Origin of the sequence: Marinovum algicola, assembly GCF_900109145.1 — a bacterium.
GTDB lineage: Bacteria > Pseudomonadota > Alphaproteobacteria > Rhodobacterales > Rhodobacteraceae > Marinovum > Marinovum algicola.
Map to the genome: position 1 here is coordinate 21,031 of NZ_FNYY01000033.1, position 24,498 is coordinate 45,528.

Annotated in this window: 20 protein-coding genes and 5 pseudogenes; 20 read left to right on the forward strand and 5 right to left on the reverse strand. The window is 60.7% G+C overall.

The window, feature by feature from the left end; all coding sequences use genetic code 11:
- Positions 1-8: 8 nt before the first annotated feature.
- Complete coding sequence (locus BMW90_RS24450; RefSeq protein ID WP_074840214.1) at positions 9-914, forward strand: SMP-30/gluconolactonase/LRE family protein; 906 nt, start codon at positions 9-11, stop codon at positions 912-914.
- Between the two features lie 128 nt (positions 915-1,042).
- Positions 1,043-1,114 (forward strand): annotated as a pseudogene (locus BMW90_RS26525) (IS6 family transposase); the annotation flags it as partial.
- Positions 1,115-1,214: 100 nt separating this feature from the next.
- Here the strand turns inward: BMW90_RS26525 and BMW90_RS24455 are convergent.
- From BMW90_RS24455 to BMW90_RS27310, 5 genes and pseudogenes are all read right to left on the reverse strand, one after another.
- The gene (locus tag BMW90_RS24455; RefSeq protein ID WP_170850624.1) at positions 1,215-2,144 is read right to left on the reverse strand and encodes a LysR family transcriptional regulator; all 930 of its coding nucleotides are present in this window, start codon (positions 2,142-2,144) and stop codon (positions 1,215-1,217) included.
- 142 nt (positions 2,145-2,286) lie between these two features.
- Positions 2,287-3,291, reverse strand: a complete 1,005-nt coding sequence (locus tag BMW90_RS24460) for a zinc-dependent alcohol dehydrogenase (protein WP_074840218.1) — start codon at positions 3,289-3,291, stop codon at positions 2,287-2,289.
- Positions 3,279-5,117: a PfkB family carbohydrate kinase gene (locus BMW90_RS24465; protein WP_074840220.1), complete on the reverse strand. Its 1,839-nt coding sequence runs from the start codon at positions 5,115-5,117 to the stop codon at positions 3,279-3,281. The genes BMW90_RS24460 and BMW90_RS24465 overlap by 13 nt, the downstream gene beginning before the upstream one ends.
- 49 nt (positions 5,118-5,166) lie before the next feature.
- Entirely contained in the window at positions 5,167-6,048 is an 882-nt protein-coding gene (locus tag BMW90_RS24470) for an MBL fold metallo-hydrolase (protein WP_074840222.1), read from the reverse strand.
- A gap of 13 nt (positions 6,049-6,061) precedes the next feature.
- Positions 6,062-6,334 (reverse strand): annotated as a pseudogene (locus BMW90_RS27310) (hypothetical protein); the annotation flags it as partial.
- 18 nt (positions 6,335-6,352) lie between these two features.
- On the opposite strand from BMW90_RS27310, the pseudogene BMW90_RS24475 reads away from it, so the two are divergent.
- From BMW90_RS24475 to BMW90_RS26920, 18 genes and pseudogenes are all read left to right on the forward strand, one after another.
- Positions 6,353-7,445: pseudogene (locus BMW90_RS24475) on the forward strand (tyrosine-type recombinase/integrase).
- Between the two features lie 58 nt (positions 7,446-7,503).
- A pseudogene (locus tag BMW90_RS24480) lies at positions 7,504-8,377 on the forward strand (recombinase family protein).
- A gap of 115 nt (positions 8,378-8,492) precedes the next feature.
- A complete protein-coding gene (locus BMW90_RS24485) occupies positions 8,493-9,656 on the forward strand; it encodes an ATP-binding protein (protein WP_074840224.1) in 1,164 nt (387 codons plus the stop codon).
- 788 nt (positions 9,657-10,444) lie between these two features.
- A complete protein-coding gene (locus BMW90_RS24495) occupies positions 10,445-11,800 on the forward strand; it encodes a ParA family protein (RefSeq protein WP_170850625.1) in 1,356 nt (451 codons plus the stop codon).
- Positions 11,797-12,819, forward strand: a complete 1,023-nt coding sequence (locus BMW90_RS24500) for a ParB N-terminal domain-containing protein (RefSeq protein WP_074840226.1) — start codon at positions 11,797-11,799, stop codon at positions 12,817-12,819. The genes BMW90_RS24495 and BMW90_RS24500 overlap by 4 nt, the downstream gene beginning before the upstream one ends.
- 226 nt (positions 12,820-13,045) lie before the next feature.
- Positions 13,046-14,326 carry a plasmid replication protein RepC gene (repC, locus tag BMW90_RS24505; RefSeq protein ID WP_074840228.1) on the forward strand — a complete coding sequence of 427 codons (1,281 nt, stop codon included), beginning with the start codon at positions 13,046-13,048 and terminating at the stop codon, positions 14,324-14,326.
- Positions 14,327-14,699: 373 nt separating this feature from the next.
- On the forward strand, positions 14,700-15,170 hold the full coding sequence (locus BMW90_RS24510; protein ID WP_244526617.1) for a hypothetical protein: 471 nt from the start codon (positions 14,700-14,702) through the stop codon (positions 15,168-15,170).
- 40 nt (positions 15,171-15,210) lie between these two features.
- Complete coding sequence (locus BMW90_RS24515; protein WP_074840231.1) at positions 15,211-16,149, forward strand: ArdC family protein; 939 nt, start codon at positions 15,211-15,213, stop codon at positions 16,147-16,149.
- A gap of 70 nt (positions 16,150-16,219) precedes the next feature.
- Positions 16,220-16,609, forward strand: coding sequence for a DUF3768 domain-containing protein (locus BMW90_RS24520; RefSeq protein ID WP_074840233.1), 390 nt, complete (start codon positions 16,220-16,222; stop codon positions 16,607-16,609).
- Positions 16,610-16,767: 158 nt separating this feature from the next.
- Positions 16,768-18,750, forward strand: a complete 1,983-nt coding sequence (locus tag BMW90_RS24525) for a ParB/RepB/Spo0J family partition protein (protein WP_074840235.1) — start codon at positions 16,768-16,770, stop codon at positions 18,748-18,750.
- Between the two features lie 72 nt (positions 18,751-18,822).
- The gene (locus tag BMW90_RS24530; protein WP_074840237.1) at positions 18,823-19,416 is read left to right on the forward strand and encodes a regulator; all 594 of its coding nucleotides are present in this window, start codon (positions 18,823-18,825) and stop codon (positions 19,414-19,416) included.
- 103 nt (positions 19,417-19,519) lie between these two features.
- Entirely contained in the window at positions 19,520-20,173 is a 654-nt protein-coding gene (locus tag BMW90_RS24535) for a DUF6927 domain-containing protein (RefSeq protein ID WP_074840239.1), read from the forward strand.
- Between the two features lie 126 nt (positions 20,174-20,299).
- Positions 20,300-20,626 carry a type II toxin-antitoxin system PrlF family antitoxin gene (locus BMW90_RS24540; RefSeq protein ID WP_074637394.1) on the forward strand — a complete coding sequence of 109 codons (327 nt, stop codon included), beginning with the start codon at positions 20,300-20,302 and terminating at the stop codon, positions 20,624-20,626.
- Entirely contained in the window at positions 20,623-21,141 is a 519-nt protein-coding gene (locus BMW90_RS24545; RefSeq protein WP_074840241.1) for a type II toxin-antitoxin system YhaV family toxin, read from the forward strand. The genes BMW90_RS24540 and BMW90_RS24545 overlap by 4 nt, the downstream gene beginning before the upstream one ends.
- Before the next feature lie 94 nt (positions 21,142-21,235).
- Positions 21,236-21,400, forward strand: a complete 165-nt coding sequence (locus tag BMW90_RS26845) for a hypothetical protein (RefSeq protein ID WP_170850626.1) — start codon at positions 21,236-21,238, stop codon at positions 21,398-21,400.
- Positions 21,390-21,542, forward strand: a complete 153-nt coding sequence (locus tag BMW90_RS24550; protein ID WP_074840243.1) for an antitoxin PaaA2 family protein — start codon at positions 21,390-21,392, stop codon at positions 21,540-21,542. Before BMW90_RS26845 ends, BMW90_RS24550 begins: the two co-directional genes overlap by 11 nt.
- A 103-nt stretch (positions 21,543-21,645) precedes the next feature.
- Positions 21,646-24,210 carry a strawberry notch family protein gene (locus BMW90_RS24555; protein WP_074840246.1) on the forward strand — a complete coding sequence of 855 codons (2,565 nt, stop codon included), beginning with the start codon at positions 21,646-21,648 and terminating at the stop codon, positions 24,208-24,210.
- A gap of 68 nt (positions 24,211-24,278) precedes the next feature.
- A pseudogene (locus BMW90_RS26920) lies at positions 24,279-24,498 on the forward strand (tyrosine-type recombinase/integrase); the annotation flags it as partial.

Sequence of the window (24,498 nt, forward strand, 5' to 3'; positions counted from 1 at the left end):
AAGATACAATGGTCCCGTTTTCGCACGCCGCTCCGGTCATGCTCGCCGATGGGCTGGCCTGGCCCGAAGGCCCGACGCTTCTGGCTGACGGGCGCATCGCCTTTGTCGAAACGTACCGCAGCCGCATTTCGGTGCTCGATCCCGATGGCCGAGTCCACCCGTTTGCTCAGGTCGGCGGCGGCCCCAATGCCGCGCTCGCCGGGACGCGGGGCGAGGTCTACCTGACCCAGAACGGCGGCGTGATCGGCCCTTGGCGGGCCGAGCAGATGCGCCCGCCTTCCATTCAGGTCGTGCTGCCCGATGGGCGGGTCGAACTGGTGGCAGATCAGGTCGGGTCGCATCAGTTGCGGGCGCCCAACGATCTGGCCTTTGGTCCGAATGGCTGGCTTTATTTCACCGATCCGGGCGGCGCCTTTGACCCCGTCACCCGCGACAATCCTGGCTTTATCTGTGCGTTGAAACCCAATGGCACGGGGGTTTTGCTGGCCGAACTCCCGCCCTGTTATCCCAACGGCATCGTGGTTGAAGACACCGGCGATCTGGTCTGGGTGGAATCCTACACCCGCAAGGTCCAGCGCCTGAGCGACGGAACCATCACAACGCTTTGTACTCTGCCGAATAATTGCACGCCGGATGGCCTGAAAATCTCAGCCGACGGGCATTTCCTGATCACCGGATGTGGCAGCGGCACTGTCGAGATCATCACCCGCGAGGGAAATCATGCGGGCCGCATCCCCATCGGCAAGATCCCGACGAATTGCCTGTTTGCAAGGGGCGGGCTGATCGTCACCGACGGCGGACGCCCCGGGCGCAGCACTGCCGCCAACCACGAGGGCGCGCTATGGCTTGTGCCGGCGCTTTCGATGACAGGTCAGGTGCCGTTTCCCGGGCACCTGAATGCGACTTCGATTTGAACAGTCGCTCCTCTCGCCTGGCTCCATCATTCGCGAGAGCTGACGATTGTCGGCGAGCATCATCACGCCAGAAGACCAAGCGGGATTGCCAACTTGCTGCCGCCCTTGAAGCCGTCTAGCCGGTCGCGATGAACATACCAGCTGTGATGCCGCGCCTGAAGGGCTACCGTTTCCCCTGCGAGATCATCACTTATGCCGTCTGAGCATACCATCGGAGCAATCTGCGATCTATACGACCCAGCCGAGTGCTGGAACTACTTCAAAGCCGCCGGATATGTCGCAGGTTAATGTCGAAACGCTTTAGTCCGGCCGGACTTTCGGCAGCGATGCGAACGGCCACTCCCGTGAGTCGATCGCCTTTTCGACAAGTCTTGCAATCAGTTCCCTCGCAATGCGGCAGGCTGCCGTCTCTGGACGCTTCTTGTGGCGGACAATCTGCCATTCCACCGTCAACCCCTGGATCGGGGCGGCGGAAAGGTCATGAAGACGTCGCATCGAGATCAGGGCAGAATACGGCAGGACGGTATAGCCGGCCCCACGCGCCACAAGCGCACCGGAAAGCCCGGTATTTGTTTCCAGAACCAGTTTCGGAGCCGCGCCGAGCCCACCAAACGCCCGATCCGTGATCTTCCTCATGCTGTTGGGCTGCGGCGTCAGGATCAGCGGGAACTTCAACACGGCCTGGAGCGCGACGGGCTCCGACAGTTGTGCCGCCTCCGGCCCGATCAGCATCATCGGCTCGGTCACCAACGACCGCGTCACGATGTCATTGTCGGGCTCCATCGAGGTGACGATGGCAAGATCCAGGGTCTTCTGCAAAAGCGCCGCACGAAGACCCAGGCTCGTCCCTTCGACCACGTAGACCTGTACCCTGGGTTGCTCGGCCCGGATTGCAACTGCAAACTCTTCCGTTATCGTTGCCGTAAAGGAATGCGGCAGTCCAACCGACAACGGCCCGGTGGGAATGGCCGCTTTCGACCTCATCAGATCTTCGAGATCATGTGCCTCTGCCAGAAGGTTCCTGGCATGTTCCAGAAAGATGAGGCCATGTTCGCTCAACTCGATTGTCCGGCCGTTGCGGGTGAACAGCTGAACCCCCAATTGGTCGGAAAGGCGCTTCATTTTCCGGCTGACGGACGGTTGCGCGATCTGCAATTCGTTCGCAGCCGCGGTTACGCTGCGAAGTTCCGCCACTTTGACGAAGAGCGCCAGCGATCCCAGGTCGAGCATCGAACGAATTCCCCTGAATGCGGTCCCGATGCCCTCTGCAAACGGAGGCCTATCCATAGGGTGCACACAAAAGCGGATCAATCGCCAAGCATTTCCTTTCGCCGAATGCTCCTGGTGAAGGGTTGTCCTTCGACTTGGACATTCAGTCGCCGGGCGCCAGGACGAACTTGACGCCATCCGCATTGAAGGAATGGTCAAACGCCTTTTCCCAGGCGCGCACAGGCATCACATCGGTGACCAGAGGTTTCAACGTCAGGCTGTCACCGTGCATCAGGCGCATGGCGCGTTTCCAACTGCGCGGCGTGGATGCAAAACCGGATGTGATCGTCAGTTCCTTGTAGCAGATCAGATCAGTCGGCAGGGTCGCCGGTTTGCCGCCGAGACCCATCTGCGCGATCCGGCCCGAGCGGCAGGCAAAATTCAACGCATCGGCATAGCCATGCCCGTTGCCGGAACACTCGACCACGACGTCGAACGACTCTTCTGGCAACACGTCACCGACGGTCGAGGTTTCGAACCCGATCTGTCTGGCAAGCTGCAGTCTCGCCGTGTCCGCTTCGGTGCCACGCAGGGTCACTTCGGCCCCTTGCACACCCGCCACCTGGGCGGCGATCAAACCGATCGCGCCGGGCCCGATCACCAGTACCTTCTGTCCCGGTTCAATGTGGGACGTCTCCCCGAAGAGGGAGTTCATCACGCATGCAAGCGGTTCCGCAAGACTGGCCGCGGCGTCGCCGATATTCTCGGGCACCTCATGCAGATTGCGCACCGGCACCTCAACCAAGTCCGTCATTGCCCCGTTCACATGACTTCCGATGGACTGGCGCTGTCGGCACAGATTGGGCCGCCCGTCGCGGCAGTGCGCGCAGGCGCCGCAGGTTGCGAAAAAGGTCTCGGCGACAAAGCGCCGCCCCTGCAATCCAGAATCAACACCCTCTCCCATCCGCACCACTCGACCGCAGACCTCATGACCCAGAACAACTGGCGGGTTGCTAGCATATACGTTGCGATAGATGTGGAGATCCGTGCCACAGATTCCCGCGCTCAACACCTCCAGGACCACATGACCGGGCCGAGCGTCGGGTTCGGGCCAGTCAACCAGTGCGACGTCGCCGAGACTCTCACTTTGTTTCGTCACGCCGAGCATGTTTCGGTCCTCTCCATGGTGAATGCCCCGACTAGACGGGAATAATTGTGCTGCATTGCGGTAACGGCCGACTCGTCATTGATCAATCCGGCAAACCACTGCCTGGCCGCTTCCGCAAAAACCGTGCGCCCAACAGCGAAACCGGCACAGATCGTTTGCTGGCCCGCGGATCGCAGCCGGTCTTCCATGACCTCCATGGGTTCGGCGGCTCCCAAGACGATGATCCCGCGGTTCTGGGCGTCATGCGCCGCGATGGTCTCTGACAACTTTAACCAGCCGTCTTCAGTGGACAAGGCCGGCAATTTCCACCAATCGGGCATCAGCCCCGCCTCGTAGCATTGCTGCACGCCCTGACGCAGCGTTCTGTCATCACGCGGTTTTCCGGCCGGCGGGACCAGTTCCAGCATCCACTCTACGCCGGCCGACCGACAGGCGGCCTGAAGCCTGTGCAGAGTTTCGACCTGGTCGCGCATGAGCGCTTCCGGATCGTCCGGCGAATACCAGGCAAGAACCTTTGCCACCTGGCCAGGGCGCCAGGAATGAATGGACGCTGCGAGATTGGCGCCAGGTTCCAACCGCAATGGCCGGGACCCGGTGACCTCGACCGGCCGCCCGGTCCAAACCCCATCGTGTCCAAGCGCGTCCAGGACGTGCTGTCCAAACAATGGGTCCATCAACATGCCCGCCCGATACCCTGTCAGCAGATCGCCCCCGGCCAACATCGCGCGGTGTACCAGCGACTTGAAGTGCCTGGCATCCTCGAAGCTTCGACCATGTTCAGACATCAGTTGGTGAAAGGGTTCACGGTGATCACAGGCCAGTGCCAGGATCCGGGCTCGATCGCGCGGCCGGGCACGGGACCGGTGCAGATGCGCCAGCGCCGGACTGTGCTGATCCGGATCGCCCAGAAAGTTCGAAATCTCTTCTGCGAACGGCATATCCGAAGCACAGCCATGCCGGGTTGCCACGATGGCGCCGGCCGCGTTCGCGCAGCGAAGCGCCTCATCCCGCGACGCACCGCTCACCCGCGAAGCTAGCAGGTTTCCCAGAAAGGCATCCCCCGCGCCAACCGGATTTACGACTTCGATCGCATGGCCCGCAACTTGGTGCGGAGGCGCTTTGCCGGCTTTCCAGCTTGCGCCGTCGCGGCCAAGCTTGCGAACCAGTTCAAAATCGCCCTCGCAGGCCCCGCCATCAACCACCAGTGCGACCTCTTCGAGGTTCCCAACCACGATCTTGCAGCCGGGAAGAACGGTGCGCACCCGTGCAATGGCGCCTTCGAGCCCGCCGCTGCAAGCCGACCAGAGCGCAGCGCGATAGTCGAGATCCAGAACGACCTCGACGCCCGCCCTTGTTGCGGCGTCCACGATCGGGGATACCCGCGCCCAGGTGGAAGGATCGGCAACATTTGTTCCGGTCAGCGCAAGGTACCGCACTCCGTTGAAGTAGTCGCCGGGCACAGCCGAGGGTTCGATCCATTCATCGGCGGCATTGTCCCGATAATAGTCCAACCCGTCGATCTCGCTGCCCAACATGCCCAGAAACGCAAGTGCGGTTCTGTGTTCCTTGCGCACGGTGAGCGCACGGCAATCCACATTCTCGGCATCAAGGTACTTTCGCAGGTAGCGTCCCATCGGGTCGGCCCCGACCGCCGAAATCAAACCGACGCGCGCCCCGGCACGGGCTGCCGCGATTGCGGTGTTCCCACTTGATCCGCCCGGATAACGTCGGAACGTGCGTGTGTCTTCCAGCGGCGTGTTCGCCTGTTCGCCGTAAAGGTCCACGGCGATCCGCCCCAGGCAGACAATATCCAGTTGCTTGTTCATAATTCGACTTTCATTCAAGATCGCTCGTACAGACGCTTGCCCACATCCCTCAACCGATTTTTTCCCAATCACGCGACGGCAATGGCGTTTCGCCCGCCTCGTACCGCCGCTTGATCACCTCGTGGATCCGCTTGTGATCCGCACAGCGGATCGTGCCGGTATCGCAATCGCACACTGTCTTGCGGCCGGGCATCATCGTCAGGCTCTTGTCCAGCGGTGTCAGTTCCGGCTCAATACCCGATATGCTTATTTTCAACCGGGCGAGGTATTCGATCTCGCCCGATTTGGTCATACGGAACGGCATGTCATGGCCAGGATATACTAGGTCGGCCGCATCCATGACCCGAGCCACAGTTTGCGCCGCCTTGGCTTCGTCCCAGAAGACCAACGGGTTTTCACCTGCCTGTGCGACCCAGGCGAAATGCAACGCGTCCGAGGTCACTGCCACACGGCCATCGTCGGTGTCGACCAGGGCGCCGATACTGCCAATGGAGTGACCGGTCATTTCCATGATCGTGACGCCGGGGATCACGACGTGTCCTTCGCCCACTTCCTCGATCGTCAGTTGTTCAATGATGAACCCGGTCCAGGACGGTGTGGCCCAATCGTCGACACGCGGCTGGTGCGCATAAAAACGTTCATCGCGGTGAAGGAGCAGCGTCGCATTGGTGAACAGGTCGACATTCTGGATATGATCCCAATGCGCATGTGTCCCCAGAACGTAATCAATATCGAGCGGTGTCAGATCGCGCTCTGCGAGCGCATCGACGATCATCAGACGACGGCCGACATGGGCGGTGTCCACAAGGATACGCCTGAGAACGCCATCGTTGTTCGCCCCCTCGATCAGCGTGACGCTGCCGAATGCTGCATGGCCCTGGTTGGCACAGCGCCAGCCGCTCCCGCAACAAGGCGTGGGGGACGGCTTCATCTGTAAACACAACATGCAGGTGGTTCAGCGCCGCGCCTGATAAAAACGCCACATCTTTAAGGGTTTCAGCGCAAGCCACGGTGACCCAGGACGGCATCCGGGGTACGTTGTTCACATCAATTGCTGGCGCAGGTTGGGCACGTATCATGCCGGGAGCCCACGCCAAGACGGCGCTTATGGCCAGCAAATTGCAGCAAAACCGCCCCACCCAGCGGCTCTCCGCTATGTCCAATAAGTTTGCATTATCGGACGTATAGAAGTATGCTGCGAGACAGTTCAATTTCATCGGCGGATTCAGTGAAAAATGCCCTCCGAGATCGAGAAATCGACATCAGCGCGCTCTGATGGGCTTGATGATGCTCGCGTCGACGAGAGCGATCAAGAGGAAAGCGACGGCATCGCCCTGCCCTCGCATGTCGCCGGGTCTGGCAGCCTCGACCGGCTGGTCGACACCGCCCGCGACTATGCCCGTGCCGCGGCCTCGGAGAACACGCTGAAAGCATACGCGAAGGACTGGGCGCATTTTGCGCGCTGGTGCCGGATTAAGGACGCCGAGCCACTGCCGCCGTCACCCGAAATGATCGGGCTTTATCTGGCTGATCTGGCCGCGGGCTTTGGCCCCTCCCCTAACGGTTAGCACCATCGACCGCCGCCTGTCGGGCCTCGCCTGGAACTACGCGCAGAAGGGATTCACCCTCGATCGCAAGAACCGCCACATCGCCACCGTACTGGCCGGGATCAAACGCAAACACGCCCGTCCGCCGGCGCAGAAGGAAGCGATCATGGCCGAGGACATCCTCGCGATGTTCGCCACCTTGCCCTACGACCTGCACGGTCTGCGAGACCGGGCCATCCTGCTCCTCGGCTATGCCGGGGGTCTCCGGCGCTCGGAAATTGTCAGCCTCGACGTTCACAAGGACGACACGCCGGACTCGGGCGGTTGGATCGAAATCTTCGACAGGGGCGCCCTGCTCACCCTCAATGCCAAGACCGGCTGGCGCGAGGTCGAGATTGGCCGCGGCTCCAAGGAAAAGACCTGCCCTGTCCATGCGCTCGAACAGTGGCTGCACTTCGCGAAGATCGACTTCGGCCCGGTCTTCGTGGGCGTCTCGCGCGATGGCAAAAGGGCATCCGAAAAGAGATTAAACGACAAGCATGTCGCGCGCCTGATCAAGCGCACAGTCTTGGAAGCTGGCATTCGATCCGAGCTGTCCGAGAAAGACCGCCTCGCCCTCTTCTTCGGCCACTCCCTTCGCGCCGGTCTCGCCAGTTCTGCCGAGGTCAACGAGCGCTATGTTCAGAATCAGCTCGGCCATACCACGGTCGAAATGACCCGCCGCTACCAGCGGCGTCGCGACAGGTTCCGGGTGAACCTGACGAAGGCAGCCGGGCTCTGATCGCGCGGTCATTCGGTCGTTTAGTGGCGGTACATAAAACTGCAAAAAGACTGTTTTGATGCCATTGATAGGCTACGCGCGCGTTTCAACCGAGGATCAAACCCCCCTGCCCCAGTCGCAGGCCCTGAAATCCGCAGGCTGCGCCGAGATCCATGAAGAACAGGCCTCTGGCGGCAATCGTGCGCGGCCGGTGCTTGGGCGGGTGTTGGAGCGCATCGGCAAGGGCGACACGCTGGTCGTCGTGCGGATTGACCGCCTCGCGCGATCCCTGTCGCATCTGCTGGAGGTGATCGAGCGGCTGGAGGCCAAGGGTGCGTTCTTTCGTTCCATTCAGGACCCGATCGACACCGGATCCCCGCAAGGCAAGTTCACGCTGCAGGTCTTGGGCGCTGCGGCCGAGTTCGAGCGCGCCCTGATCCGGGAACGGACGAAGGCTGGCTTGGCCAGCGCACGCACAAAGGGCCGCGTGGGCGGAAACCCCGGACTGCGGGCCAAAGACCCTGCCGCTCTTCGCAAGGTGCGGTTGGCGCGACAGGACGGATACATGGAGCGTCTGAACGAGACGGCACAAGACTGGTTGCCCCATGTGCGCCGGTTGCGCCCCGACTTGGCCTGGGAAGACGTGGTGCGCATCATCAACGGAGGTACGTCGTTGGACCCAAGGCCGTCTCTTGCGCGCCGTGAAGGCCTATGTTCGCGACGGGTTCCTGCCCGCAGAGGTGCTGGCCCGTGCCGGGCGCCGCGAAGCAGACGACCGCCTGCCTGCGATTGTCGCCGCGATCAAAGGCGCAGATCCCGGCATCACGCTACGGGCGATCTGTGACCGGCTGGAATCCATGCGCGAGCGCACGCCGCGTGGACGCATGAGCTGGCAACCGTCGTCCGTGAGGATGCTGCTGGAACGGGCGGAGCGAATTGGGTTGTTGGAGTGAGTTTTGGCGCAAAGTGTGTTCATCACTTCAGGTTAATTCACAAATTGGGCTGGAACTTTAGCGGCACAATAATTTAACCTTGCAAATCTTCCACATGATGGAGTAATTGCAAGGTATGTATATGCGCCAAACTCATCAACTTGTGCAATCCGCGCTTGCGAACCAAGCCGCTGTTGTGCTCCTCGGTCCCCGGCAGGTTGGGAAGACCACGCTTGCTCTCGACATCGCTTCGGAGCAACCATCGGTATACCTTGATCTTGAACGTGACGCGGACCGGCAGATCCTGACCGAACCAGATCTCTATCTGGATGAACAAACGGGAAAACTCGTCATCCTCGACGAAGTGCAGCAGATGCCCGGCCTCTTCAAGAGCCTGCGTGGTCAGATCGACCAGCGCAGGCGGGCCGGGTTTCGTACGGGGCAGTTTCTGCTCTTAGGGTCAGCCTCCAATGTTCTCCTGCAACAATCGGCAGAGTCCCTCGCTGGAAGGGTCCGGTATATCGAAATGCCCCCTCTGCAACTTACCGAAGTTGGGACTGATCAGTTGAATGCGCTCTGGTTACGTGGTGGCTTTCCTGACAGTTTCTTGGCTGCCAGCGATCAGGCCAGCATGGACTGGCGTCTAGATTTCCTGCGCACCTATCTGGAGCGTGACATCCCTGCCCTTGGACCGCGTATTCCGGCCGCAACCTTGCGGCGCTTCTGGACCATGTTGGCGCATGTGCAAGGCGGCCTGCTGAATGCTGCTGCCCTCGCAGAGGGGCTCGGTGTGTCGGGCCAAACCATCGGTCGTTATCTCGATCTGCTCGTCGATCTCATGCTGGTGCGGCGGCTGCAGCCCTGGCACGAGAATGTCGGCAAACGCCTGGTGAAATCGTCAAAAATCTATGTGCGGGACAGCGGGATCGTTCATGCGCTGTTGAGTATTGGTACAACCGAGGGCTTGCTCGGGCATCCTGTCGTCGGCGGCAGTTGGGAGGGGTTCTGCATCGAGACCCTTCTTGCCGCGACGCCCGCCGGCACCGAACCCTTCTTCTATCGCACCTCTGCCGGAGCCGAACTTGATCTGGTTCTGCGTTTGCCGGGTGGCGACATCTGGGCCGTCGAGATCAAGCGCACGACTGCGCCGAAGGTTTCTCGTGGTTTCCACACCGGCGCAGAAGACGTCAAAGCCAATCGGAAGCTGCTGATCTACGCCGGAGAGCGTGATGTCCCCTTAGCAGAAGATATCCGGGCAATACCTCTCGAACAGGGAATTGGGCTGTTGAGAGCGCTTTAGCGCAGCGCTGGCTTTTCCCGCTGCGCGCCTGCGCGAGTTCCAAGGTATTTTCTTGTTTGGGTCAGTTTCAACAGAGTTTCCAATTTTCCTTGGTATCTTTCTCGACCGCCGGACGTCTCCCGATGCGGCCCTGTTGCATGGAATGCACATCGCAGCGGCCGCCCCGTCTACAACGGCTGTGGCCCATCTTCCTCCCCTACCCTTCTATGCGGCGCTTCGCATCCAGCGTAGTCAGGCCTTGGTCAACCGCCCAGCTACCCTTCGGGCTGCATCAGTTTCACAAGAGCCGACAACGAACCCGTCAAAGGCTTCGGCTCAATCTGCATGTTGATCTCCGACCTGGAAATTACCATCGAACCCGTCGCGAGGTCGAACAGGACGGCCTTCGCGCAACGCGTCGCCGGACGCTCCCCGTAAGGCAAGCTGGCCGAGTGCGGCGGCATCTAGAAGATTCGGAAAGGGGAGTCCGGCGCTGGCTACTTCACGGTGAGCATCTGTGATCACGGCTTCAACGCAAACCTGGGCAAAGCCATGAACTAGGTCAGTCATCTCCTCGGGTCCGAAAGACGCGGCGTGTAACATGCAAGGTTGATCGGCTTCGCTCTGGTCAGCCGACTTAAACTCCAATCTTGAACGCGTTCAAGATTGGAGTTTCTGGAGCCACTGAGCCTCAAAATAAGCGCCTGAAAGCTATAGGCGCGTGGTATCTTTATCTTTTGCTCAGAACCGTGCTACCATTGGGGCAGAATCGAGTCGAACTCGGACCCAACCGAAGTCAGGGCTTATAAATGAGCGGTAGTTTAGAACAGTTTTTGACGGATCTGTCACGTGGGCTTGAGCGCACGATGGTGGCAGTGAACAAGGAACTCACCTTGCGTCAGCGCATCAAGCGAACCTGGTCCATGCGCCAGTGCGCTAGGTTTCTCAATGTGAGTATTCAGTATCTGACCAAGTTCGCCAATTCGAGCGATGACTTTCCCGCAGGAGAATATGTTGGAAGAGAGCGTGTTTTCACGCTTTCAGAATTGATGCACATGCGGGCCCTTCTGGCAGCCTCGGCAAAGCGGCCGTACGACTACCTGGCCTGGCGGAAGCCTGACGCACCTTTGCCCGTCATCTCGTTTGCAAGCCAGAAAGGCGGCACCGCCAAAAGTCTGAGCGCCGCGCATTTTGCCCAGTATCTCAGCTTGCACTACGGCATGCGTGTCGGTGTCATGGATGCTGACCCCCAAAGTACAATAACGCTCTACTTCGTCGGGGGAGAGGGCCTTCCCCAAATGCCCGACGAAAACACCGCCTCCATGGTGGACTTTGCTGGACTCTTTCAGTCGGAAGACGCGCCATATACCGACCATGATGCGCAAACGCTCGACAGCTTCTTTCTCAAGACCTCCTGGCCAGGCCTGCGTCTGCTTCCAGCTCACGGCGAAACATCCGAGGGTGAGATCCAGATTGCGCGGCTTGTCCGCGAAGCCCCCGCAGGAAAGAGCTTTTACCGCTACCTACGCGATGCCATCGACCGCTGGAAAGCGGGCCACCCACCGAAAACGCTACCCAACGAATTGGTAGTCGACGGCAAGGTCGACCAGGAGCGGCTCGACACCGCACTAACGGAGACGCTGGATGTCATCATCATCGACTATCAACCCGCGCTCACACTATTCCAGTTGAATAACGTGATTGCGTCGACTTCGCTGGTCATACCGCAAACCATGAAGGGGTTCGACATCGCGACGTTGTCGACCTTTGTGACTGGTCTGCTTGGGATGCTTCAGCACATCCTGGCCCATGAAAGGATCGAGATCGGAACCGGTGCGAACATGCTGTTGCCAACGATCGTTCAACGGTCCAATGCGCAGGATCTTAACCACATCGGAAACCTGCTAGAACATTGCCCCACGGAGATTCTGCCCGTGTTTTATCTGCGTTCCGACGCGATCTCGAACGCGTCGGACGTCTATCAGTCCGTATACGAATACGAACCGGACACGCCCGGAAAGCGCAAGGGGATCAACCGGTTCATCACGAATGCCGATGCCGTGAACGACGCCATAATATCGCGACTCTGGCCAGGACTCGAACGTGGCTACGCCAATACTTGGATGGACGAATTCTATGAAGATGACGGCGAGGGTGAAGCATGAAACGCAGTATTCCAAGGTCGCTGGTCAGCAAGGCTACCAATCTCGATACAAACAAGGAACGTGCGAGCGGTTCCGAAGGCAGGACAGAATCGAGTGATGCTGTTTCGACTCCTTTTAAGGGGGCCGGCAGTGCCTGGAAATCAGGAGCGCTTGCGCAGTCGCAAGCTGCAGTAGAGCGAAGCAGAGCCGAGCTTTGTTTGGATATCCTCAACGGTCGCCACGAGATAAGCCTGTCGCCAGATCAAATCTCCGATCCGATGGGAACCGACCGCCGACAAGACTGGATGTCCCAGGAAGCCTTCAGGTCTTTGGTAAACAGCATCGCTTCGAACGGGCAGGACACGCCCATTCTAGTGTGGCCGGAGGATCCGGATTGGCAGCCGGATCCGTTGGACCCGTCGAATATCGCGGGGGTTCCATTCGTGATGCTGACAGGACGCCGCCGACTGGCTGCCGCGTCAGAGCTCGGTGTACCCCTTCGTGCAATCCTTGCCCCGCCTGACGCGCGAAACGCTGAGAACAGCAAGTTTGAGATGTTGTTTCTGCGGTTTCGCGAGAATGAGGAGCGCGAGAATCTCAGCCCTTTTGAGCGATTGGTTTCGATTGGAGAAATGTATGAGACGCTGGCTTCTGGCGAAGAGAAACTGACAGCTGTGGCCTTCGCCAAGAAAATTGGTGTGCATGAGAGCCTAGTCTCGCGAGCACGGTCCGTTTTCGCTGCGCAGGATCAAATCTTGAACACGTTCAAGAACGTCTACGACATGAGCTTTCGCGATTTACAGGGTGCCTTAGCGAGCTTGGAGAGAACGAACAAAGCCAAGCCAAAACCAAAGACAAAGCCCCAAAAACTCACCGTAAAGCGCAAGGTGGGCAACCGAAATCTTTCGGTCACTTCCGTCGATGGAAACCTATCAATCAAGGTTGCAGGAGTGCCGATTGACCAAGAGCGTCTCGAAAAGCTTGGAGACTTAGTCGCAAACTATTTGAACGTCGAAGACACGGAGAAAGATACCGACTGAAGACAGCGTTGGTGAGATGTTCTTCGGAACGATGAGGCAAGGAGCAAAAAGGAACGACAAGTGAATTAACGGCAAAAGAAAAGCCCCCAAGCGGTGTGGCCTGAGAGCTGATCTTAATGGTTTGGTCGCCTTCAAGATAGGTCTCACAGGATTCACTGTCAACGACGAACGCTTCTGAGCGAACGGCTTTCTTTTGCCTCCACATAACCGGAGGTGAGATACAGGCATGAAACATACAGGTTGGCGCAAGCCGACACCGGGTCTTGGGGTTGCTGAGCAGCTTGCCCAAGCCGGTGAAAAGGTAGCAGTACCTAAAACACGAGCATTTGTCGCGCTCAAACGCGTTGGGGCCCATATCGGCCTGAAGGCTGGCGACATGATGCTCCTCGATACCCTGGGGGCCTTCACTCAGGCTCAGGACTGGGCGGAGGGGCAGCGCCCGATCGTCTGGGCGTCGAACGCCTATCTGATGGAGCAGACGGGCTTTTCCCTGTCGGCCCTCAAGCGCCACGCGCGGCGTCTTGCTGAGATCGGCGTGATTTCCTTCCAGGATAGCCCCAATGGCAAGCGGTGGGGCCGCAGGGACGCCGATGGGCGCATCATTGAGGCTTACGGCTTTGATCTGTCGCCGCTTTCAGCCCGTGTCGAGGAGTTCGAACAGCTTCATGCCGAGCTGCAGGCTGAACGCGAGCTCTGCCAGCGCCTGAAGCGCCAGATCACGGTTGCGCGCCGGATGATCCGAGCCCGGATTGAAGCGGCTATCAGCAGCGCGCTGCGCGGGCCCTGGAGCCAATTCACGGGGCTTTTTGAGGAGCTTCTGGACCGGCTTCCGCGTCGCCATGAAGCGTCCGAGCAGCTTGCTCGGCTCCTGACGTGGTTCAAGGAGCTCCAGGAGGGGGTCGAGGCGGCCTATCTCAAGGCAACTGAGGTCATTCAAACTGTGGAAAACACGCCCGAAACCAAGGAACAAGTTTCTGGGAAGACTCAAGAAATGAACCCCAGGGAGGTCATTTCCGAACCTCATATACTAATTACAAATCAACTTAATCCTGTAACTAGTAATTCCTCTGAAAAAGAGGAAGCGGCAGGTGTGGTGCCCAATGCCGAACCCGAAGAGCGGGTTGATAGGGAGTTGGAAGACTGGGTTGCTGAGGTACGCAAGAAGCGGACAGCGCTCGACCTGCCGACAATCATGCAGGCCTGTCCGGAATTCGTGTCCTGGGCGCGCAATATGGGTGGATTCCTGAAGGATTGGGGCGATCTGCACCGCGTTGCCGGGCAACTCAGGCCGATGATCGGGATCTCGGAGCATGCCTGGAACGTCGCGCAGGACCGAATGGGGACCCAAGTGGCCACGGCCGCATTTGCGCTCGTCTTCGAGAAGCACAGTACCGGTGAGGTTGCCTCTCCGGGTGGATATCTTCGGGGCATGGTGGAGAAGGCCGGGGCAGGGGAGCTGCATCTGGAGCGCAGCTTTTATGGCAGGCTCAACGGGCAGGCCGCATGATCGGGCAAGATTGAGAAATACCACGCGTTCGCAGCTTTAAGCAGGCCTGTAGAGATATTCTTTGCCGATCTGGAGGGCCATCTAACTATTTGATCTATATCAATAATATCGAATCTGATGCGAGATACTGCCGATGCTCTTTGCCGATCTTTCATCCCCAACTGGCTCTGCTGATCCAAATCAAGAGCTTCGGTAGACGTGCCGGCATTGAGTCCTGTGGTGAGGACTCAATGGTTTTGCCAAGAACGGGTCCGGACCCGTAGAAAGTGAAAGTGTTCTTCGGGTTTTGTGACTGACGGATGAGGGGCTTTGGGGTCCCTCAGATGGGTCCGGGCCGGGTTCCGGTCTGCCGTTCCGGATGAAGGGCATTCCCATGCAAACAGGTGTCTTGCGCGTGCTCCGCGCAACCGCCGCCTCCTGGTGGCGGCATAGAGAGCTGCGCCGAACTGGCCAGACGGCGCTGGCACAGCGGCTCGAACGCCAGACCGTCCTGCGTGATCTCGGCTATCTGAAGCAGGCGGCGTCATTGCCAAACGCGCATGTGATCTGCGGGGAGAGTGGGACATTCCTCCATCTCGGTTGGACCACCGTGTCGACCTTCGCGCCGATCGAGCGCTTTCCCTCGGCCGCCCTCGCGGTCGCACGAGGGACCCCGTGCATCGATATCCGACCCGTCACCGATGCCATCGCCTTCGCGAACCTGCCGCGGGTGGCGCAGGACGGGTCGGTCGACCTTGAACCTTGGGGTCCTGGCAAGTCCGTCTCGCTGACCACCTACATCGACATGGTCGAAGGGTTCGGCGCGAGGATCCTCAACGATCCGCGGTCCCATCAGTCAGCCTGATCACCACTTACTCTCACCAAAACTCGAAAGGAGGCCAGCCATGGCCCGATCCCGCACGACCAAATTTGATGCCTCCGAGGTCATCACAAACGAAATCATCCGTATCATCGGGCGCGGCGTGCTGCCGTGGCGAAAGCCCTGGACCGCAGGCGGCAGCTCTCGCCCCCTGCGCGTGGGCAGTGAACCCTACCAGGGAGTGAACAACTTCCTGCTGACGATGCGGACCGTGATGGCGGGCCACAGCTCTCCCTTCTGGATGACGTTGCCGCAAGCCAATGCCTTGGACGCAAAGGTCCGTAAGGGCGAGAGGTCCTCTGTCGTCGTTTATTACGGTCAAAGCCGCAAAGACACGGGCGGCCAGGACGACCGCAGCGATGGCGATGATCGCTCCGAGGAAGCCCGCGTCTTCCGTTTCCAGAAATCCTATCGCGTGTTCAACGCCTGCCAGATCGAGGGCTTGCCCGACAGTTTCTACCCTGACCCGGAGCCCGTGCCCGAGCATCCGCCTTCCGAGCCCATCCCGCACATGCAGGCGTTTTTCGATGCCATCGACATCACGACCGTCTTCACAGGAACGGAAGCGTACTACCTGCCGCCCGTGGACAAGGTCTACATGCCGTCCATCACGCGGTTTCAGGACCCGCGCAATTTCTACGGGGTCTGGGCCCATGAGCTGGCCCATGCCACGAAAGCCCCCCATCGACTGAACCGTGATTTCGGTCTCTCGAAGTTTGGCAACACCTCTTACGCGCGCGAGGAGATCGTCGCGGAACTGACCTCGGTGTTCTTGGGGCAAACGCTCGGCTTCACGGCGCATACGCTGGAGATGAATGCCGCCTACCTGCACAACTGGTTGCGCGTCCTTCGGTCTGACAAAGGCGCGATCTTCCGGCACGCCGCCGATGCGCAGCGCGCCTGCGACTACCTGATCGCCAGATCGGAGGCGGGCAGGGCAGGGGAGGTCGACCAGGCCGCTTGAGGGAATGTGTCTCGGCAAAGGGAAAGCAGGCTTTGGGAAGGGTGTTTCAAACTTCTCAAAGGACAGACCCATGACCTCCGTAGCACAGCCTCTGACAGACCGCCCAGACCCCGCCGTAATCGCCGATCAGAACGATGCTTTCCGCAAGCTCGCCTGCCTCGGGATAGCGCCAGAGGCGCCCATACAAGGCCGCATGCATGTGACTCGCTCGCTCATGGAGGCCGGTGAAGGCTTCATGGCCGAGGCGGTGAAGGCAACCGGTGAGTTTGCCACATTCGAGCCCGAGAATGATCCCGAAGGATGGCATGATTTCGGGGCAGTCACGGTCCGCGGCGAGACCGTGTTCTGGAAGATTGATCTCTATGAGGCAGATTCGGATTTCCGCTACGGGGCCGAGACCCCGGACAACCCCGCCACGACCATGCGCGTGCTGACCATCCTGCTGGCGCGCGACTGGTAGGCGAGGGGACACCCCCCAAACCTTACACGTCAAGCAATGACGGCCCACTGACCCCTCAAAGGGAAAGTGGGCCTTTTGTTGTGTTGATCCCTGAAGACGGGGATTGGCCGCGCATCTGAATGCGCGGGCCGCTCCAAACCCACCGAAAAGGAAACCCCATGACCACAAGCTTCAAACCCGTCTCCGTCGCCATCGGCGATCTGGTCCCACATCCCGCCAATGTGCGCAGCAACTCGCCGGAAACTTATGAGCCCGAGAACATCGCGCATCTGAAGGGGAGCATCGCTGTGCTGGGCCTGCTCCAGCCGCTTCTTGTCCAGAAGCTCGACGGCAAGTACGCTGTCCTCGCCGGCGGCCGGCGCCATGCAGCCCTGAAGGAGCTGATCGCCGACAATGCCAGCAAGGGGTTCACGGCGAAAACCAAGGTGGACTGCCGCCTTGTGCCGGAGGAGTGCGACGTCACCACGGCGCTGTCACTCGCAGAGAACATCACCCAGGCACCGATGAATGCCATCGACGAGTTTGAGGCCTTCGCCCGAATGATGGAGGTCGACGGCCAGACGCCCGAGACGATCGCAAAGACCTTCGGCACCACGGTGGCGGCCGTGAAAGGCCGGTTGCGCTATGGCCTGATCCACCCCGACATCCGCGCCGCAGCCCGGGGCAAGGTGATCACGCTCGACACGATGAAGGCCTTCGCTGAGCATCCAAGCCAGGAGGCGCAGCGCGAGGTCTTCGAGGCGCTCACGAAAGACGGCGGCTATCTGCAGGCCTATACCGTGCGTCAGGCGCTCAAATCCCGCGGGGTGCAGGTCAGCGATGATATCGGGGCCTTCGTGCGTGCGGACTACGAGGCACGCGGCGGCGCTGTCGCGGCTGACCTTCTGGAAGAGCATTCCGTGCTTGAGGATACGGCGCTGGTCGAAACCATCCTGCTCGAGAAGCTCGGTGCCGCCGCCGAGGAGGCCCGTGTGAGGTTGGGCTTTGCCTGGGCCGATGCGGTGGTGCTCTATGATTACGCGACCATGGCCGACTACGGCCGCGTCTATCCCGGCCCGATCGAACCGGATGAGGCTGCCCAGAAGCGCATTGAGGACATCACCGCCGAACTTGAGAAATTGCAACTCGAGATGGAGGATGAGGATCTCGAGGACGGTGCCTACAATGCCCTTTACGAGCGCGTCGACGCTCTGGAAGAGGAAGCGTGCGATCTGCAGGAGGCCTACAGCGCCGAGGACCTCGCACGGTCTGGGGTGATCGCCTCGTGGCAGGGTGGGCAGATCACGCTCCATGTTGGCCTCGTCCGCCCCGAGGACACCGTCAAAGAGGAGGGCGCACGCGGCTCCTCAAGTAACCCGACGGGGGAGGAGGCCCCGGACGCCGGCGAAATCACTTATCAAGCTTCACTGGCCGAGGACCTCAAGACCGAGCGAGCCATGGCCCTTGGCGCCGCGATGGCGCTGCATCCGGAAGCCACGCTCGATCTGACGCTCTTCAAGCTGGTCAGTGACGTTCTGGCCAGCGGCCTGAGTGTCACGCAGGCGATCAAGATCGATGCCCGCAAGGAATACCGCAGCCATGCCAAGATGGACGAGATCGACGAGACCTCGCTCGAGCAGGTGGCGGCGGCGCATGATGCGCTTGATCTGTCCTGGCTCGATGACACCCGCGCGCCCGCCGATCAGTTCGCGGCGTTTCGCGCGCTGGAGGCCGGCGAGAAGACCAAGCTCGTGGCCTATGCTACGGCCAGCACCACGCAGTCCTGCTTCGCGCGGGACCGCCAGCGCGACAGCCTGATGCATGCGTTCGAGATCGAGATCATGCCCGACATCCGCGCCCACTTGACGCCGAATGCGGCGCTCTTCAACCGCTTCAAGAAGGCTTGGCTCCTGAAGATCCTCGGCGAGGATCTGGGTCTCGCCCAGGAGGCGGTGACGCTGGCCTCGTCGAGCAAGAAGGAGATCGTCGCCTTTTGTGACAAGCTCTTCGCCGAGCCCTTCGCCACGCTTACGGACGCGCAGCGCGCTGCCGTAGCCGCCTGGTGCCCGCCCATGATGCAGACCGCCGGTGTCGCCTGTGATGAGGCGGAGCCCGCTGCGGAAACCCCCGAGCCTGACAGCGAGGTCGCGCAAGCGGCCTGAGTCCTCACGCGACCCGCGCGAGGCATTCCCCGCGCGGGTCGACCCTCCCACACCCAACCGAAAGACATCCTCATGGCTATTCTCAAGTTCTCTGCGTCCGCTGTTGCGGCACAGATCGCCCATGCGCGCGCCTGCAAAACCTTCCTGCCCAACTGGAACGGGCCCGTGGACAGGCCCGCCCTGATCCTGATCGTCGGCAATGGTGTGCATCTGCGCTCAAACGGCATCGATGGCACGACCACCCGAATCGTCACCACCGAACAGGCCGATCCCTCTTTCGCCTTCGCCGACGGCCTGAACCCGTTTCGGGACACCGACTGGATGGCGCAGCGCCGCATGGCGTTTCGCGATCTGACCGGCCAGTTCTACACCGACATCCTGGATGACGTGCAGGTGCTCATCGACCGGGGGCGAGGGGCCATCCGGCTCGCCACCGATGGCCACAGCATCCGCGTCTTCGTGCGCCGGGCCTCGGATTATCTCATCGGCGGGACCTACGAAGTGCCCTCGGGCCTCGGGGGCACCTTCCGGGTCATCCTCAAGGATGCCTGCGACACCTTCGCGATCGTGCAGAACTGCGGCAATTGCGAGGATTTCGACGCCATGCAGCCCTACCGCGTGCCGCTCGATGCCCTGATGGAAATCGATGACCGGAGGGTGGCGTAACCCGCCCTTTCTCAAACAAGCATCGCCAATACCCTGCCGCGCCTGCGGCCCTTTCGGGACATTGGCGACAACAATTTTCCCAAACGAGAGAAAGGACTCTGAGATGGGTTGGCTCTTCTACACCGACGGCCGCGTCCAGACCTACGCGGATGAGAAAGCGGAAATCGCCCGGCTCTGCACCTCTCATGGCGACACGCGCAAAACCGAACTGGTCAAGGCCTGCAAAGTCGGCTCAACCTGGTATGCGGCGGCAAGGGTCACTAATCTCGACGGGACTGCTGTCGAAGACGCGACCTATGTGACCGATGCGGATGGCTCCATCACGTTCGGTGCTGTCTTCCTCACCCGATACGATGACGGCTGCTGGGGCTACAAGGACATGGAGGAAAGTGCTGGCCCGAACGAATCTCGTGCCCCGCTTGGGCTGATCGAGCTTCTCTCCGACCTGAAAGACCCGGACAGCTACGCCCAGGACTGGCGTCAGCGCTGCCGGGACTGGGCGTCGATCCCGGACTACGAGGAAGGCGACAAGATCAGGCTCGCGGCTCCTGTGACGCTCACCGATGGCGGCACCTGCCAGATTGTCACCGCGACGCACTACAAGCGGGGGCGGCAAAAACGCCGCTGCTACCGCATCGAGGAAACCGGTGGGCTCGTGCGCTTGTCGAAGGCCTCGCTTGCGGGCTCGGAGCTGCTCAGCTCCGCAAAAGGCGATGCCAGTCCTGTGCTGGCGGAGTTTCTGGCGGGGCGAAATTAGGCCCTGCGCCGGACGGTTCATCGACCTGCCAGGCGACAGCAGATCCTGCGGCTTATCTTGACAAGGCAATGCAAATGCATTACCTATCGCAGGCAGCAAAGACCCCCATTCTTTCAGGAGACTGCCATGACAGCCCTCGCACAAGATGTCTCGAAACTCACGGATCGGTATCAGACGACCGTTCCGGCGGGTGTGCGCAAGCAGCTCAAGCTGGGCAAGGGCGACCAGATTCGCTACTGCACCGAGCCGAGTGGCAGGGTCTATATCGAGCCCGTGCGCAGCGAAGAGGAAGATCCCGTGCTCGGAGCATTTCTCGATTTTGTCGAGGCCGATATCAAGGCGCATCCGGACCGCATTCGGGCGTTCGATGGGGCTTTGCATGACCGTCTTGCAGCACTGGTCGGAGACGTTGACGTCGATCTCGATGCGCCGCTATCGCTCGAGGATGAATGACCGGCGATAGCGTGCCCGCCCAAGCGCCCCTTGTCGTAAACGGATGGTCGATTTATGCGCATCCGCTCTTTCTGGACCAGCTCGAAGGGCTGATCGAGGAAGTCGAGGCGCGTAAGGCACGCGATCCAAAGACATGGCGCAAGAAAAACTCGACGAAACGGCTGGCCGCCATCTTCAAGCTGGTCACCGAGGCCATACCGGCAGATCCGAGTGCCGCCGCCTACCGGCAAGGCAGCACACTTGGCGATCAACGCAAGCACTGGTTTCGGGCGAAATTCTTCCAGCAGTATCGGTTGTTCTACCGCTTCAACAGCGATGCCAAGGTCATCGTAGTGGCCTGGGTGAACGACGATAAGACCCTGCGCGCCTACGGAAGCAAGACGGATGCCTATGCGACGTTCAAAGGGATGCTGGAAGATGGAAATCCACCTGACAATTTCGACGCGCTCTTGAAAGAAGCTGCAGCGGCGGGCAAGCGGTTCGAAACTTCCCTTGAAGCGGTGCCCGATCGGTAAGTGGGCCAGCTTGCTGTGACCCTTTGGCATTATCGTTTACGACGCCGCGCTGGAAGATGTAGCATCGGCTGATAATACGGTCGGAGAAAGCACAATGATTGAGGCGGAAAAGGATAGGCAGCACCTCGGGCTAGAGGAGCAATGCGCGCCTGACCTGACGGGGCACCGTTTCCCAATTGCTGTGCACGTTGCAGACATGCCCGATGACCTCGGCAAGCTGCTGGATATCGGGCTCGAGGAGCATTTCCGTGGCGGCTGATGTCAATTCGTATGACGCGTGGTTTCGCGCGAAGGTGCAGGCCGCGCTGGAGGAGGAATGCACGGGAACATCTCAAGTTCAGGTGATGCAGGCCGCACAGGCATTGATTGATGCGAAACGGGAGGTCCAACCCAAGTCATGACCAAGCCTTGGAGGTCAGCGCGGTCTGACCCCCGTCACCCTGAAAAGCGAAAGCGGGCTTTTTGTCCTTTGGAACTCAGACCCTGTTCCAAAGGAAAATCCCCATGTCCAAACCCAGAACGGCCAACGCGGCTCTCGCAATCTCCGAAGCCGATCTCGCCTCTGCGCTAGCGCTTATCGGCACAGAGATCCACCACCAACCCCTGCGCAGCTCAGCGCTCGCGCGCGTCATGCGCGAGACGTTTCTTGGCAGCGATGCCGGCGGTGCCTGGGACTGGCGCATGGCATATGACCTGATGCAGGCCGCGGCTGTCCAGGTGCTGCTGCGTGGGAACGGCGTGGCAGGTGACATCGCCGCTGCAAAGCTGCTTGCCTCGCGGCTGCTGACGGAAACCCGCCGGTCAGAGCAGCAGATCCGGCTGCAGCAGTTTTCCACGCCGTTGCCTTTCGCGGCACTGGTCGTGCGGGCGGCAGCCGTTCGCAAGGGCGAGACTTTGCTGGAGCCCTCGGCTGGCACCGGTGCCCTGGCTGCTTTCGCTGCCCGGGCGGGTGCCACGCTTTTGCTCAATGAAATCGACCCCTTTCGCCAGCACCTCCTGCGCGCGGTTTTCGGTGGCGAGGTGACGGGCCATGACGGCGAGCATATCGACGATCTGCTGCAGTCGCCGGTTCTACCCGACGTCGTGGTGATGAATCCGCCCTTCGCCTCCTCGGTCGATCGCTCCCGGGACAAGTACATCGCCGCCAAGCATCTCATCGGGGCTGCAAAGCGTCTCGCACCCGGCGGGCGGCTGGTGGCTATCATGCCGCCGGGGTTTAGCCCGGATCGTGATGGCGCGCATTGGTCGCGCGCCTGCGGTCTCCTGACGCCGCGCTTGGCGTTGACGATGCCGGGGCAGGTCTACCGCAAGCTCGGCACATCTGTCGAAACCCAGCTGATGGTCTTCGACAAGATGCAGGAGGACGGCGAGATGATCCGCGCCAATGTCCGGGATCTGGATGAAGCCTTGGCATATGTCGACGCCGTGGCCGCAACACGGACCGAGATGCGCCCCGCCCAACGGACTGAAGCGAACCCTCATGCTCGGCCGGTCGGTCCAGCATCTGTCCCGCGCAAGACCGCTGCCGGTGTTCTCACCGCCCCCACAGCCCGGGCCAATGCCGTCCGCCCGCTCAGCTTCACAAGCTTCGATGTTCCGCGCGACAACACGCCCGTCTCGGATATCTATGCGCGCTACCGTCCGCAGCGGATCGAGATTGCGGGTGCGCAGGAACATCCCACGCCGCTCGTTGAAAGCATCGCCATGGCCTCGGTTGCCCCGCCCATGCCCTCAAACACGGGCAGTGATGACTTGCGCCTGCCTGCCCGGTTGATCGAGGAGGGACATCTCTCCGAGGCGCAGCTGGAAACCATCATCATGGCGCATGATGCCCATGGGCGTGATCTGCCCGGTCGGTTTACCATCGATGACGACCAGACCAAGCTGACGCGCGCCGATGATGACCCTAATGCACGGGCCTATCGCCTTGGTTACTTCCTCGGCGACGGCACAGGTTGCGGCAAGGGGCGCGAATGCGCGGGGCTCATCCTTGTCAACTGGCTGGCCGGACGCAGAAAGGCGATCTGGGTCTCCAAATCCGCCACGCTGATCGAGGACGCCATCCGCGACTGGACCGATCTCGGCGGCTCGCCTGCCGACATTCAGCCGCTTTCCAAATGGAAACCGGACCAACCCATCCCGATGGGCGACGGTATCCTCTTCGTCACCTACGCCACGCTGCGGTCCGCGGGCAAATGCGGCACCACGCGGCTGAGCCAGATCCTCGACTGGATGGGCGAAGACTTTGAAGGCGTCCTCGCTTTTGATGAGGCCCATGCCATGCAGAACGCGGCCGGGTCCGAGCAGGGCAGGGGGGTCAAACCCTCCCAGCAGGGCCTTACCGGGCTGCGGCTGCAACTGGCAGCACCCCGCGCCCGCGTCTTCTACATCTCGGCCACGGGTGCCACGAGCGTGCACAACCTCGCCTATGCCGCGCGGCTGGGGCTCTGGGGGCAGGGCCCCGAATACCCCTTCCCGAGCCGCGAGGGTTTCGTTTCAGCGATGGAAGCCGGCGGCGTGGCTGCCATGGAGGTAGTCGCGCGTGATCTCAAGACGCTCGGCCTCTACACGGCCCGTGCCCTCAGCTTCGACGGCGTGGAATATGACGTACTCGAACACGCGCTCACCCCGGCCCAGATCGAGATCTACGACGCCTACGCTGGAGCGTTTCGCACCATCCACCATAATCTCGAGGCGGCGCTGACGGCGACCGGTGTCAACGACGCCTCGGGAGAGACCAATGCGTCGGCCGCACGCGCCTCGGCCAAGTCCCGCTTCGAGAGCACGAAGCAGCGCTTCTTCAACCATCTCCTGATGGGCATGAAAGCCCCGAGTATCATCCGCGCGATCAAGGACGATCTTGCGGCGGGCAAGGCTTGCGTCATCCAGGTGGTCTCGACGGGTGAGAGCCTGCTGAAACGCCGGCTTGAGACAATGGACCCGGAGGATGAACTCGTTGAGGGCGCGCTAACGCCGCGCGACTATGTTTTATCCGGAACTCCGGATAAGACACAATATGCCGCGTCACCGTTATGCGGAGTTCGGGATTTCAACCTGTTGTTCTGCTGATTCATTTTCGGGTTTCCGCTTTGGATAATCATGATGCCTCTGCTCTCATCCGCAGAAGGACATCCTCCATGAACTCCCCCTCCAACTCTCCGCTCGGTGGCCGTGCCGGCGCTGACGACGTCGCTCTGGTCAGCGCCTATCTCGCAGACAATCCCCGGCTCTCGAAGGGCGCCGTGGGTGCCGCCCGGCATTTTCTGAAGTGGGCACGCGCCCGGAAGATCCCGACCAGAGACCTCGATGCATCGGCGGTGGATCGGTTCCTACGCCATCGCTGCCGTTGCGGCCGCT